This is a genomic window from Streptomyces sp. ADI95-16 (genome assembly GCF_003721495.1).
Lineage (GTDB): Bacteria > Actinomycetota > Actinomycetes > Streptomycetales > Streptomycetaceae > Streptomyces > Streptomyces goshikiensis.
In genome coordinates, this window is record NZ_CP033581.1 from 3,799,782 (window position 1) to 3,812,354 (window position 12,573).

Genomic DNA, 12,573 nt, shown 5'->3' on the forward strand with positions numbered 1-12,573 from the left:
AGCCCCTGCGGTGGACACTTCGGGCCTTGGACGGAACCGTCCATCCGATGGTCCGCCAGACCCCTGCGTGCGATAATCCGACCAACTTTGATCATTACGGCACACACCGGGGGGGACTGTGCTGGCCACTCTGGGCCTCGACACGACTGCGGAGGCCGTCTACCGCGCCATGCTCGCGGTGCCGCGCGACGGGGTGAAGGCACTCGCCGCCCGCCTCGGGGTGTCCGAAACCGATGTACGGCGCAGCCTGGACACGCTCAGCGAGCTCGCACTGATCCGGCCGTCCTACGACCACGCCGGAGAGCTCCGCGCCGTCTCGCCCGAGGTCGGCATGGAGATCCTGATGGCCCGCCAGCAGGCGGAGCTCGCGGCCCAGCAGCTGCGGATCGAGGCCTCGCGCGCGGCCGCCGCGCAGCTCATCGCGGAGTACGCCGACCTGAGCCCGGCCGCCGCCAGCCCCGGGGTCGAGCAGCTCGTCGGCCTCGACGAGATCCGCAACCGGATCTCCGGCCTGGCGCACGGACTCCAGACCGAGCTGATGAGCTTCGCTCCGGGCGGGGGCCACCGGCCGGAGACCCTGGAGGCCTCGAAGCCGAACGACGCGGCACTGCTGGGGCGCGGGGTGCGGATGCGGTCGCTGTTCCAGGACAGCGTGCGCAACAGCCAGAGCACCGTGGCGTACGCGACGTGGCTGAGCGAGCTCGGCGGCGAGGTCCGCACCGCCCCCGACCTGCCGACCCGCATGATGATCTTCGACGGGGCCACCGCGGTGATCCCCGTCAGCAGCGAGGACAGCGCGGCGGCCGCGGTCGTCCTCACCGGGCACGGGACGCTGACGGCCCTGTGCGCGCTCTTCGAGAACGTCTGGGCCGGGGCGCGCACGCTGGGCACCTCGGAGGAACGGGACGAGGGCGGCCTCAGCTCGCAGGAGCGCACGGTGATCCGGCTCCTGGCGCAGGGCCTGACCGACGAGGCCATCGCCAAGCGCCTCGCGGTCTCCCCGCGCACGGCCCGCCGGCTGGCGAACGGCCTGATGGAACGCCTGGGCGCCGCGAGCCGCTTCGAGTTCGGCGTCCGAGCGGTCCAGCGCGGCTGGCTGCCCCGCACCGAATAGCTCACGGGCGGGGCCCGCACTCCACCCAGAGCAGCTTGCCGCCCTGCCCGCTGTCGAGCCGGTACGAGCCGTATTGCTCGGCGCACAACCGCACGAGGAGCAGCCCGCGGCCGCCTTCCGCCTCGACCGGCGCCATGGCCGCCTCGGCGCCGAAGGCGGCGGGGACGTCCGGCCCCGTGTCCCACACGCCCACCCGCAAGCGCCCGCCCGGCGCCGCCCGCGCAGGGCGCAGGGCCCTCGGGTGTGCCGGTAGGCATTGCCGACGAGCTCACCGGCGACCAGCTCGGCCGTTTCCGCAAGCCCGTCCAGATCGTGGCTGCGCAGGACGGCACGCAGCGTGGTCCGGGCGATTCCCGCTGCCCGCGGATCGTGCGGAAGGTGGAGGGTGTAGGCCCAGGACGGCGTTACCGTTGCCATGGAAGTCTCCGATCAAGGAGGAGAGTTGACCCATGCTTGTGCAGTGCCTGGTGACCAGGTCGCTCCGTCGAGCGGGGTGCTTCCAGGCGGTGGCCTGGCACCCAAGATAGGGAGCTACGCCTAACTATTTAGGCGGTTCCCGCTAAATGCACGCAACGCCCACTCGTGTGGGTGACACTTCCTCGCGGAGGAACGCACGATGCCCATTCGCAGCAGCCCCACCGCGCGTCAGCTGCGCTTCGCAGCCGAGCTGCGCAGGATGCGCGAGCGTGCCGGACTGACGTCGGCCGAGGCCGCCGGTCGACTCGGCGTCAAGCCGAACCAGATCAGCAACATGGAGGCCGCCAGATTCGGCGTCAGCCCCGAGCGGGTACGCACGCTGGCCTGCCACTACGACTGCGCCGACACGGAGTTGGTCAATGCGCTGGTCGCGATGACGGGCGAGCGCAAAGGCGGCGGCTGGTGGGAGGACCACCGGGAAACCCTCCCGGCGGCATGGCTTGACCTGGCCGAACTGGAGCATCACTCGCGCATGCTCCGGGGCGTGTTCACTGCTCACATCCCGGGCCTGCTCCAGACACCCGAGTACGCCCGCGAGATCTTCCGCCAGGCAGTTCCCTCGCTCCCACCACCGGACATCGAGGACCGGGTCTCGTTCCGCGTGAAACGTCAGCGGATCCTCTTCCGAGACGACCCTGCCCCGTACCAGGCGATCGTCCACGAGGCAGCACTGCGCATCGCCGTGGGCGGACCCGAGATCGCGGGCATCCAGTTGCAACATCTTCTCGACATGAGCGAGCGCGACTACGTCACGATCCGCGCCATACCCTTCTCGGCGGGTGCCTTCCCGGGTTCAGGCCAGTCCATCTTCTACGCGCACGGGCCGGTCCCCCAGCTAGACACCATCCAGCTCGACCAGTCACACGGCGTCGTCTTCCTCGATGCGGAATCCCAACTGAGCAAATACCGCACGCTCTTCGAGCGGCTGGAGGCGATGGCCCTCGATCCCGCGCGTACCCGCGACCTCATCCATACCGTCACCCGGACCTGGTGAAAGGCGCCCGCATGACCCCATCCCACTGGAAGCGATCCTCCCATTGCGCGGAGGGCAACGCCTGCGTCTACGTCGCCACCGGCCCCGCCGGCCACGTACTCGTGGCCGACAGCGGCGAACCTGGGGGCCGAGTGCTCGCACTGACCCCCGTCGCGTGGGGCTCCCTGGTCGGGTGGCTCAAGGCCAAGCGGGGCTGAGCCGTCAGCCGGAGAGGCGGACCAGCATCTTGCCGGTGTTGGCGCCCGTCAGGACGCCGAGGAAGGCGGCGGGGGCCTGTTCGATGCCCTCGGCGACCGTCTGGCGCGTGCGCAGGGTTCCGTCGGCCAGCCACGCCGAGGCCTTCGCGATCCACTCCGGGAACAGGTCGAAGTGGCTGGAGACCAGCATCCCGCGCAGGGTCGCCTCCCGGGCCGCCGCGCGGAAGAGGTTGTCCGGCCCCGGCGCCGGGGCAGCCGCGTTGTAGCCGCTGATCGCGCCGACCATCGCGATGCGGCCGCCCTGCCGGATGGCCCCGATGGCCGCCTCCAGGTGGTCGCCGCCGACGGCGTCGAGGTAGACGTCGATGCCCTCGGGGGCGGCCTGCGCCAGCTGGCCGGGCAGATCGCCCTGCCGGTGGTCGATCGCCGCGTCGTAGCCGAAGGAGTCCAGCAGTTCCTTCGTCTTGTGCGGGCCGCCCGCCGAGCCGATGACCCGGGAGGCCCCCAGCCGCCGCGCCAGCTGGCCGGCGACGCTGCCGACCGCCCCCGCCGCCGCGGAGACGAACACCACGTCCCCTTCCTGCACCGGCGCGGTCCGGGTGAGCGCGGCGTACGCGGTCAGGCCCGTGGTGCCCAGCGGGCCCAGGTGGTCCGCCGGCGCGGCGGTGCGGGTGTCGACGACGATGGCCGCCGCCGCGTCCAGCACCGCGTACTCCCGCCACCCGAGGAAGTGCGAGACGGTCGAGCCGACCGGCACCGACGGGTCCCGCGAGGCGATCACCTCGCCGACCGCGCTGCCCTCCAGCGCGGCGCCGAGGGCGAACGGCGCGATGTAGGACGGGGCGTCGTCCATCCGGCCCCGCATGTACGGGTCCACCGACATCCAGGTGTTGCGGACCAGGACCTGCCCCTCGGCCGGCTCCGGGACCCCGGTGGTGACCAGCTCGAAGTTCTCGGACACCGGGGCTCCGACGGGGCGGGAGGCGAGGCGGATCTCGCGGGACACGGCCTGGGTGGCAAGGGTGCTCATGGTCAGGGGTTCCTTTCGGGTGCGGACCGCTCGGTCTCGGTCACGGGAACACCATGCGGGGGGCCGCGCACGAACCGCTGACGGTCCGCGCACGGCCCCCAAGTACCGTGGCCCGCATGCGTTTCGAGGTGCTCGGACCAGTGACCGTACGGACGGACGACGGGACCCCCGTCCCCGTTCCCGAGGCGAAGGTGCGGGCGCTGCTCGCCGCGCTGCTGGTGCACCACGGGCGGCCCGTCGCCGTGGACCGGCTGATCGACGACCTGTGGGGCGAGGACGCCCCCGGCAATCCCGCGAACACCCTCCAGACCAAGGTGTCCCAGCTGCGCCGCACCCTCGCCGGGGCCGAGGACGGCGGCCGCGCCCTGGTCGGGTTCGGCCCGGCCGGCTACACCCTGCGGGTGTCCGGGGAGGCGGTGGACGCGGCCCGCTTCGAGGAACTCGCCGCCCGCGCTCGCGCGGAGGGCGACCTACGGGCCAGGGCGGGCCTGCTGACGCGGGCGCTGGGGCTGTGGCGCGGGCCCGCGTACGACGACGTACGGGACGCCGCCTTCGTACGGGCATCCGTCGCCCGCCTGGAGGAGCAGCGGGTCACGGTACGGGAGGAGCTCGCGGAAGCCCGCCTGGAGCTCGGCGAACACGCCGCCCTCGCGGACGAGTTGACCGCCCTGGCCGGTGAACACCCGCTGCGCCAGCGGCTGCGGGCCGCGCAGATGCGGGCGCTGTACGGGGCCGGCCGGCAGGGCGAGGCCCTCGCGGTCTACGGGGAGGTGCGGGCCCGGTTCGCGGAGGAACTCGGGATCGACCCGGGGCCGGAACTCGGCGCGCTGTACGAGGCGATCCTGCGGCAGGACCCGCTCGTACGGCCGGCGGCGCCGGTGGCGGCGGCGGCGGCGGGGGCGGCGGCGCCCGACGGGGCGGGCGTCGCGCGGCCCGCGCCGCGGCTGCCCACCCCCGTCGGGTCGCTCGTCGGGCGGGAGGAGGCGGTCACCCGGGTGTGCGCGGCCGTCACGGCGGGCCGGCTCGTCACCCTCACCGGGCCCGGCGGAGTCGGCAAGACCCGCCTCGCCCTGGCGGCGGCGGCCCGGCTGGCGCAGGCGCCCTCGTACGCCGACGGGGTGTGGTTCGTGGAACTCGCCGGTGTGCGCGGCGGGGTGGCCGGGGTGATCGCCGCCGCGCTCGGGGTGCGCGAAGACGCCGACAGCGGTGGCGGAGCCGGGGCGGGGGGCGAGGACGCCGCCCGGGAGCGGCTGGCCGGGGCGCTCGCACCGCGCGGGCTGCTCCTCGTACTCGACAACTGCGAGCACGTCGCCGAAGCCGTCGCCACGCTGACCGGGGAACTGCTGCGGCGGGCTCCCGGGCTGCGGGTGCTCGCCACCAGCCAGGAGCCCCTGGCGCTCTCCGGCGAGGTGCTGGAGGCGGTCGAGCCGCTCCCCGAGGCCGACGCCGTGCGGCTGTTCGCGGCCCGCGCGGCCGCCGCCGCGCCCGGATTCGCGCTGGGCCCCGACAACTCCGAGGCCGTGGCGCTGGTCTGCCGCCGCCTCGACGGGATACCGCTCGCCCTCGAACTGGCCGCCACCCGGGTCCGGGCACTGGGGGTGCACGCGCTGGCCGACCGCCTGCACGACCGGTTCCGGCTGCTCAACCAGGTGCGGCGGGACGCCCCGGCGCGGCAGCGCACGCTGCGGGCGGTCATCGACTGGAGCTGGGAGCTGCTGGGGCCGGGCGAGCGGGTGGTCCTGCGGCGGCTCGCGGTGTTCTGCGGCGGGTTCACCCTGGAGTCCGCCGAGGCGGTGTGCGCGGGCGGGGAGATCGGCGCGGAGGAAGTACTGGACCTGGTCGCGCGGCTCGTGGACTGTTCGCTGGTGTCGGCGGACCACCCGGACGGGGAGGACGGCACCGCCCGCTACCGGACGCTGGAGTCGGTGACCGCGTACGGCCTGGAGCGGCTGGCGCAGGCGGGCCCGGCCGAGGCGTCGGCGGTCCGGCTGCGGCACGCCGAGCACTGCGCGGGCCTCGCCGAGCGGGCGGCGGCCCACCTTCACGGCCCCGGGCAGCGGCGATGGCTGCGCCGGCTGGACCGCGAGGCCCTCAACCTGCGGGCCGCGCTGGACCACGCGGCGGCGGCCGGGACTGGCGGAACCGCCGTCCGGCTGGTCAACGCCCTGTCCTGGTACTGGTGCCTGCGCGGCCGCATCGCCGAGGCCCGCGAGGCGCTGGACGCGGCGCTGGCATGCGCGACCGGCGCCGCCGGGACGGAACTCGCCGGAGCGCGCCGGTCGGCCTCCGGCGGGAGCGCGCGGGACGCTGCGCCGGCATGCGCGACCGGCGCCTCGGGGGCGGCGCTCGCCGGAGCGCGCGCCCGCCGGGCGGCGTTCGCGACCCTCGCGGGCGATCCGGAGCGCATCCCCGACCGGGACGCCGAGACCGCCGACGCGCGGGGCCTGTGGCTCCTGGAATTCGCCCGCCTCGGCTTCGCGACCGGCGGCGACGGTGACGGTGACGGCGGCAGCGGGGACGTGCTGGGGCGGCTGGCCGGGGCGTTCCGGGAGGCGGGCGACCGGTGGGGGGAGGCCGCCGCGCTCAGCGGGCTCGCCACCCGGGCCCTCTACCGCGGCGACCTCGCGCGGCTGCGGCACCACGCGGAGGCGAGCGCCGCGCTGTTCGCGGAACTCGGTGACCGGTGGGGCCAGTTGCAGGCGTCCGAGCAGCTGGGCGTCCTCGCCGAGCTGGCCGGCGACTACCACGGCGCCGCCCGCCTGCACCGGGAGGGCGAGCACGACGCCCGGGAGCTGGAACTCTGGACGCAGGTCTCCTTCCGGCTGGCACGGCAGGGCCGTATCGCGCTGCTGACGGGTGACACCGCGCTCGCGGCGGAACTCCACGAGCGGGCCCGGCAGCTCGCCGTGGAGCAGTCGCACCGCCCCGCCGAACAGTTCGCGGAGATCGGTCTGGCGCTCGGCGCCCGCCGGGACGGCGACCTGGACGCCGCCGAGGCCCGGCTGCGGCCGTGGCTGGACTGGAACCGGCGGCTCGGGGTGGATTCCGGGGCGGCGCTGATCCTCGCGCAGCTCGGGTACGTGGCCGAGCTGCGGGGCGACGCCGGGCGCGCCGAGGCGCTCCACCGCGAAGGCCTCGCCGCGGCCCGCCGCACCGGCGACCCCCGAGCCCTGGCCCTGGCCTACGAAGGCCTCGCCGCCGCCCTGGCCGCACCCCGAACCAACCACCCGGACGCAACGGACCCGGCCGACGCGGCCGACGCGGCAGACCCGGCCGACGCAGCAGACCTGGCCGTCCCGGCGGACGTGGCGGACCCCGCCGACGCGGCAGACCCGGCCGATGGGGTAGACGTGGCAGACCCGGCGGACGCGGTGGACCCAGCGGACCCGATCGACCCAGCGGGCGCGGCTGACCTGGCGGACGCAGCCGACCTGGCGGCCCCAGCGGGCCCGGCGGACCCGACCGACCCGACCGACCCAGCGGACCCGGCGGATCCCGCCGACCCCGCGGAGCGTGCCGCGGCGTTGCTTGGGGCGGCTGCGGCTCTGCGGGAGTCCGCCGGGGCGCCGTTGCCGCCGGCGGAGCGGGGCGACGTGAGCCGTGCGGCGGGCCGTCTGCGCGCTGCCCTCGGGGAGGCGGCCTTCGCCGCCGCCTTCGCCCGGGGCCACGGCCACCCCGCCCCGGAAAGATGAATCTCCACGGGCCGTCACATCCGCGGCGTCCGGTCCGTCAGTGCGGTGTCGAGCAGAAACCGCCGCAGCCCGCCTGACGAGGAGCACCTCTCATGTCCGTCGCCGCCACCGTCGTCACCGTTCTCGCCGCCGCCATGTCGGGCTTCTCGGGGTACTCGCTCCTCTCGCGCGCCCCGTGGGTCGTGGAGGCCATGACCGAGTACCGCGTCCCCCGGAGCTGGTGGACCCGGCTCGGCGCCGCCAAGGCCGCGGGCGCGGCGGGGCTGCTGCTCGGGCTGTTCGTGCCCGTCATCGGCGCCGTCGCCGCGGTCGCCCTGGTCCTGTACTTCACCGGCGCGGTCATCACCGTGGTCCGCGCCCGCTCCTACGCCCACATCCCCTTCCCGCTGCTCTACGCGGCGCCCGTCATCGGCGCCCTCGTACTCACCGCCTGAGCCCGAGCGGCCCGCGAGCCCGCGCCCCGTCCAGCCCCGGGGGCGGGCTGCGCGGGTCACGGGCCGCTCTTGACCCCGTCCAGGAACGGCTCCAGCGCCGCGCGCCACGCGGTGGGCTGGTCGTAGTGCAGGTAGTGCCCCGCGTCGGGGATCTCGGCGTACTGGCCGGCCGGGAGGACCCGGACCATCTCCTGGGCCTCGGCGCGGCCCAGTTCGCCGTCCAGCCCCCGGACGACCAGCGTCGGGCAGCGGACCTGCGCGAGCTCCTCCCAGTGCGCGTCGTGCACCCAGGTCTCGCGCGCGGTCAGCATCTGGCGGCGGGAGAACAGCGGGCGCCAGCCGTCCGGCGCCTGGTGCATGACCTCCGCGAAGAAGGCGCCTCGGCCCGGATCGGGGCGCTCCACCCGAGGGTCGTCCTCGCCGAACCAGCGGCGGGCGGCGTCCTGGGTGGGGAAGGGCAGGGGCCAGCGGTGGAACCACTCCTCCCATTCCTGCTGGGAGGCTTCACCGAGGGCGGAGGCCCGCATGTCGCAGATGACGAGCGCCCGCACCAGATCGGGGTGGCGGGCGGCGAGCTGCCAGGCGGTGAGGGCGCCCATGGAGTGGCCGATCAGGGTCACGGGGGCCAGGCCCAGCTGCTCCATCACGGCCTCCGCGTCGGCGACGAACGCCTCGCGGGTGTACGGGCCGGTGGCCGGGCGGTCGCTCTGGCCGTGCCCGCGCTGGTCCAGGGCCACGACGCGGTGCCGCTCGGCGAGCCAGCGGGCGGTGCCGGCCCAGTGGAAGGCGCGGCCCATCAGCCCGTGGAGTAACAGCACGGCCGGCCGCTCCGGATCCGGCGCACCCTCGGTGGCTCGTTCCCGGAACTCCCAGGCGGCCAGGCGGACGCCGCCGGACCCTGTCACATCGATGCGCTGTACCACCGCAGATGCACCCCCTTCGCTCCCGGCCAGACTATCGAACCCGTATTCGAAAACGCCTGTCTCGCCGCCAACACCGCTCTTTCGAGTGACCTTCCTCAAGGATTGGCCGCCGCTACCGAGGGGATCTTTCCAACGGGGAGGCGGGCCGCTCGGGGAAGACGGTCCGAGGGGATGACCTTGAGAGCTCGGGGCTCCAGGTCACCAGGGGAGGACCGGCCCCGGCGCCGTAAAAGGCGCCGGGGCCGTCCACATGTGCGGGCCACCCGCAGCGGGGAGGCCACGCGTCCACGCGCTCCGTCGGGCGGCCGCCGGCCGCCCCCCGGTCAGCGCTTCGCCACGAACACGTGCGAGGCGATCTCCGCGTCGAGCTCGGCGGCCTCGCCGCCGCTGCCGACCAGCACCCCGCCCGGGGACTCGGTCACGCTCACCACCGAGCCGGGCTGCACGCCCGCCCGCCGCAGCGTGTACATCAGCTGGGCGTCCGTCTGGATCGGCTCCCCGATCCGCCGTACGACGACGGTCTTGCCCTCGGCGCCCGGGTCCAGCTCGTTCAGGCTGACCATGCCGTCCTCGATGAACGGATCGGCCTCGGCCTTCTCCCCCAGTTCCTCCAGGCCGGGAATCGGGTTCCCGTACGGCGACTCGGTCGGGTGGCGCAGCAGCTCCAGCACCCGCCGCTCCACCGCCTCGCTCATCACGTGCTCCCAGCGGCAGGCCTCGGCGTGCACCTGCTCCCACTCCAGGCCGATGACGTCGACGAGCAGGCACTCCGCGAGGCGGTGCTTGCGCATCACGCGCGTCGCCAGCCGGCGGCCCTCCTCGGTCAGCTCCAGGTGCCGGTCGCTGGCGACCGCCACCAGGCCGTCGCGCTCCATCCGCGCCACCGTCTGGCTCACCGTCGGGCCGCTCTGGTCGAGCCGCTCGGCGATACGGGCGCGCATGGGGACCACGCCTTCCTCTTCCAGTTCGAGGATGGTGCGGAGATACATCTCCGTGGTATCGATCAGTCCGGACATTCGTGCCCCTCGGATTGCGTGCGCTGGCCCTGCCCCCAATTCTGACGCATCACGCGGACAACCGTCCCGTGCCGAGCGTCAAGGGCAGTCCTGGACATCCGGCGATCACCCGGCGACCGCCCCCCGGACATCTCCCCCGTCCCTCCCTCCCCTTCAGCCCCGGGATTGACGGCCGTATTGACACGCCCTTGGTCCAGACCGCACGGTGAGCGGCGAACACGGGCACCACACAGGCGCACACCCACCGCATCGCACCTCCGAAAGGGCCATCGGCGTATGAGCGAGAGCAAGCTGGCCGGGCAGTTCTTCGACGCCGCCATCGGCCTGCTGGAGCGGGTGCGGGACGAGGAGGGCGAGCGGGTGTCCGAGGCGGGCGCCGTGATCGCCGAGGCCGTCGCGGCCGGAAACCGGCTGTTCGCGTTCGGCGCCGGCCATTCCTCGCTCCCCGCCCAGGACGTGGTCTACCGGGCCGGCGGGCTCGCCCTGATGAACTTCCTCGCCGTCCCCGGCACCGTCGGCATCGACGTCATGCCGGCCACCCTCGGCAGCGCCCTGGAGCGGGTCGACGGCCTCGCCGGGGCCGTCCTGGACAGCAGCCCGGCCACCGCGGGCGACGTGCTCGTGATCATCTCCCTCTCCGGGCGCAACGCCCTGCCGGTCGAGATGGCCATGAACGCCCGCGCCCTCGGCCTCAAGGTCATCGGGGTCACCTCGGTGGCGTACGCGACCGAGACCAAGTCGCGGCACGCGTCGGGCAGCTACCTCAAGGACCACTGCGACATCGTCCTCGACAGCAAGATCACCGTCGGTGACGCCGAGCTGAGCCTGGACGGCATCGACGCCCCGTTCGCCCCCGCCTCCACCGTCGTGACCAGCGCGATCATGCAGGCCGTGATGGCGGCGGCGGCCGGCGAGCTCGTCGCGCGCGGCGTGGAACCCCCGCTGCTGCGCTCGGGCAACGTGGACGGCGGCCACGAGTGGAACGGGCGCGTCCTCAAGCAGTACGGCGACCGCATCTTCTTCCGCCACTGATTCCGCCACTGATTCCGCCACTGGTTCCGCCACTGGTTCCGCCACCGACCCGCGCCGGACCTGGCTACGCCGGACCCGGCGCGGCCAGGTCCAGGTCGGCGGCGACCCGGGCCGCGACCTCCTCCGCGTAGAGGGCGTCGGCGCGCTCGAACGCCGGGCGCGAGGGCCCCCGCAGGAAGGTGAGCGCGCCCAGGGTGCGCCCCCGGCTGCGCAGCACCGTGGACAGCGCGTGGGCCGCGCCCTGCGGCCACTGGCGGGCCCGCGCCCAGGCCTCGTCTGCCTCACCGCGCGGGGAACTGCTGCGCACCGGGCCGATCCGGTCCAGCGCCTGCAACGCCGGGTGCCCGGCCTCGTACCGCAAGGGGATCGCGCCCCGCCCCGGCAGCAGCAGGGTCATCCCGGACGGCGAGACGGCCGCCCGGACGAGCCGCGGCCGCACGGAATCCGGGCCGCCGGGCCGCTCCAGTACGTCGACCAGCGCGTGTTCCGCGAACCCGGCGAGCGCGAAGTCCAGGCGTACGGCCGCCGCCTCGGCGGGATCCTCGCACTCGGCGGCGGCCCGCCCCGCCCGGTACAGCTGGTTGGCCCGGAACCGCAGCTGGCCGGTGTCCAGCTCGGCTCGGCGCGCCTCGGTGACGTCCTGGAACAGCAGGCCGACGCCGAGCGGCACCGGTTCCTCCGCCAGCGGGGAGCCGAGCCGGAGGAACCCGCACCGCCAGCAGCGCCGCCGCACGCCCTCCGGGGTGCGCACCGACACCCACAGCTCCACCGGCGCGGGCGGCGCCCCCTCGGCCAGTACGTGCTGGAGCGCGCCCTCCAGCTCCTCCACGCCCTCGGCCAGCAGCTCCCCGAGCGGGCGCCCCAGCAGCGCGGTGCGCCCGGTTCCGAAGGCGCGGGCGGCGTGCGCGTTGACCACCGCCGGGCGCAGGTCGACGTCGACGAGGACGACGCCCCAGGAGGCGTCGTCCATCAGGGCCTCGCTGAGGGCGATGGAGCGTTCCAGGTCGATCTGCGCGTGCACCTCGCTGAAGGCGCAGTACACCCCGGCGGGCTTTCCGTCCGCGCCGGGCACGGCGGCGGACTGGGTGCGGACGAGGACGCGGCCGCCGTCCTTGGTGAGCAGGGCGAACTCGTGCACTTGGCGGCCCGGCGCGTCCTGGGCGGACATCAGGCGGTCCTGTACGTCGTGGGCGTCGGCGGGTCTCACCGCCCACCCGGCGAACCCGTGCCGCCCCACCGCCTCGGCGGCGGACCAGCCCAGGATCCGCTCGGCCTCGCGGTTCCAGTGGGTGATCACGCCGCCGGCGTCGAACGCGCACAGGGCGGCGTCCATCCCGTCCAGCAACGCCGCGAGCAGATCGTCGGCGGTCTCGTTACGCCCGGAAGCACTCACCTGGCACCCCCCGCAGGTGTTCGCGTGTGCGGCACGTCAGATCATTCAACTGGAACGTGACGCAGCCCACACACGGTTCTTTGAATCATCCCGTTTTGCCCCGAGAAATAAATCCCTTGAGCGCGCGGGAAGGGGCTCGTATGCTCGGCGTACACGAGAAGGGAGGTGGTTCCCGAAATGTACGGAAACCGGACGCGTGAGGTGGCTGCGGGCTAAACGCCCGTCGTCGCACGCACCCAGTGCGGTGCCCGGCGGGATCGCCAGGCGCCAA

The 12,573-nt window shown here is 74.5% G+C and carries 11 protein-coding genes; 6 read left to right on the forward strand and 5 right to left on the reverse strand.

Annotated elements, in window-relative coordinates; translation table 11 throughout:
• The first annotated feature begins 118 nt into the window (after positions 1-118).
• A complete protein-coding gene (locus tag EES41_RS16610) occupies positions 119-1,114 on the forward strand; it encodes a LuxR C-terminal-related transcriptional regulator (protein WP_123079215.1) in 996 nt (331 codons plus the stop codon).
• Position 1,115: 1 nt separating this feature from the next.
• Here EES41_RS16610 and EES41_RS44190 read toward each other — a convergent pair whose 3' ends face one another.
• Complete coding sequence (locus tag EES41_RS44190; protein ID WP_367995778.1) at positions 1,116-1,301, reverse strand: hypothetical protein; 186 nt, start codon at positions 1,299-1,301, stop codon at positions 1,116-1,118.
• A 429-nt stretch (positions 1,302-1,730) separates the two neighbouring features.
• Between EES41_RS44190 and EES41_RS16620 the strand changes: the two genes are divergently transcribed.
• Together EES41_RS16620 and EES41_RS16625 are read left to right on the forward strand one after the other, a co-directional pair.
• Positions 1,731-2,585 (forward strand): helix-turn-helix transcriptional regulator, encoded by an 855-nt coding sequence (locus EES41_RS16620; RefSeq protein WP_123079217.1) that lies wholly within the window; start codon positions 1,731-1,733, stop codon positions 2,583-2,585.
• Between the two features lie 11 nt (positions 2,586-2,596).
• Entirely contained in the window at positions 2,597-2,782 is a 186-nt protein-coding gene (locus tag EES41_RS16625; protein ID WP_123079219.1) for a DUF397 domain-containing protein, read from the forward strand.
• A 4-nt stretch (positions 2,783-2,786) separates the two neighbouring features.
• Here the strand turns inward: EES41_RS16625 and EES41_RS16630 are convergent, their stop codons facing one another.
• Positions 2,787-3,812, reverse strand: coding sequence for an NADP-dependent oxidoreductase (locus EES41_RS16630; protein ID WP_123079221.1), 1,026 nt, complete (start codon positions 3,810-3,812; stop codon positions 2,787-2,789).
• A 116-nt stretch (positions 3,813-3,928) separates the two neighbouring features.
• On the opposite strand from EES41_RS16630, the gene EES41_RS16635 reads away from it, so the two are divergent.
• Positions 3,929-7,504 (forward strand): BTAD domain-containing putative transcriptional regulator, encoded by a 3,576-nt coding sequence (locus tag EES41_RS16635; RefSeq protein WP_123082520.1) that lies wholly within the window; start codon positions 3,929-3,931, stop codon positions 7,502-7,504.
• Between the two features lie 92 nt (positions 7,505-7,596).
• Positions 7,597-7,938, forward strand: coding sequence for a DoxX family protein (locus tag EES41_RS16640; RefSeq protein ID WP_123079223.1), 342 nt, complete (start codon positions 7,597-7,599; stop codon positions 7,936-7,938).
• A gap of 56 nt (positions 7,939-7,994) precedes the next feature.
• On the opposite strand, the gene EES41_RS16645 is transcribed toward EES41_RS16640, so the two are convergent.
• Together EES41_RS16645 and EES41_RS16650 are read right to left on the reverse strand one after the other, a co-directional pair.
• Complete coding sequence (locus EES41_RS16645) at positions 7,995-8,861, reverse strand: alpha/beta fold hydrolase (RefSeq protein WP_123079225.1); 867 nt, start codon at positions 8,859-8,861, stop codon at positions 7,995-7,997.
• 323 nt (positions 8,862-9,184) lie between these two features.
• Positions 9,185-9,877 (reverse strand): metal-dependent transcriptional regulator, encoded by a 693-nt coding sequence (locus EES41_RS16650; protein WP_123079227.1) that lies wholly within the window; start codon positions 9,875-9,877, stop codon positions 9,185-9,187.
• Positions 9,878-10,153: 276 nt separating this feature from the next.
• Between EES41_RS16650 and EES41_RS16655 the strand changes: the two genes are divergently transcribed.
• On the forward strand, positions 10,154-10,909 hold the full coding sequence (locus tag EES41_RS16655) for an SIS domain-containing protein (protein WP_008742687.1): 756 nt from the start codon (positions 10,154-10,156) through the stop codon (positions 10,907-10,909).
• 64 nt (positions 10,910-10,973) lie between these two features.
• Here EES41_RS16655 and EES41_RS16660 read toward each other — a convergent pair whose 3' ends face one another.
• Positions 10,974-12,302, reverse strand: coding sequence for a PAS domain-containing protein (locus EES41_RS16660; protein ID WP_123079229.1), 1,329 nt, complete (start codon positions 12,300-12,302; stop codon positions 10,974-10,976).
• Positions 12,303-12,573 lie beyond the last annotated feature (271 nt).

Excerpts from the sequence above, each read along its gene's own strand:
- EES41_RS16635 (WP_123082520.1), top strand. The coding sequence starts at position 3,929 with ATGCGTTTCGAGGTGCTCGGACCAGTGACCGTACGGACGGACGACGGG.
- EES41_RS16625 (WP_123079219.1), top strand. The coding sequence starts at position 2,597 with ATGACCCCATCCCACTGGAAGCGATCCTCCCATTGCGCGGAGGGCAAC.
- EES41_RS16620 (WP_123079217.1), top strand. The coding sequence starts at position 1,731 with ATGCCCATTCGCAGCAGCCCCACCGCGCGTCAGCTGCGCTTCGCAGCC.
- EES41_RS16655 (WP_008742687.1), top strand. The coding sequence starts at position 10,154 with ATGAGCGAGAGCAAGCTGGCCGGGCAGTTCTTCGACGCCGCCATCGGC.
- EES41_RS16650 (WP_123079227.1), bottom strand. The coding sequence starts at position 9,877 with ATGTCCGGACTGATCGATACCACGGAGATGTATCTCCGCACCATCCTC.
- EES41_RS16630 (WP_123079221.1), bottom strand. The coding sequence starts at position 3,812 with ATGAGCACCCTTGCCACCCAGGCCGTGTCCCGCGAGATCCGCCTCGCC.
- EES41_RS16640 (WP_123079223.1), top strand. The coding sequence starts at position 7,597 with ATGTCCGTCGCCGCCACCGTCGTCACCGTTCTCGCCGCCGCCATGTCG.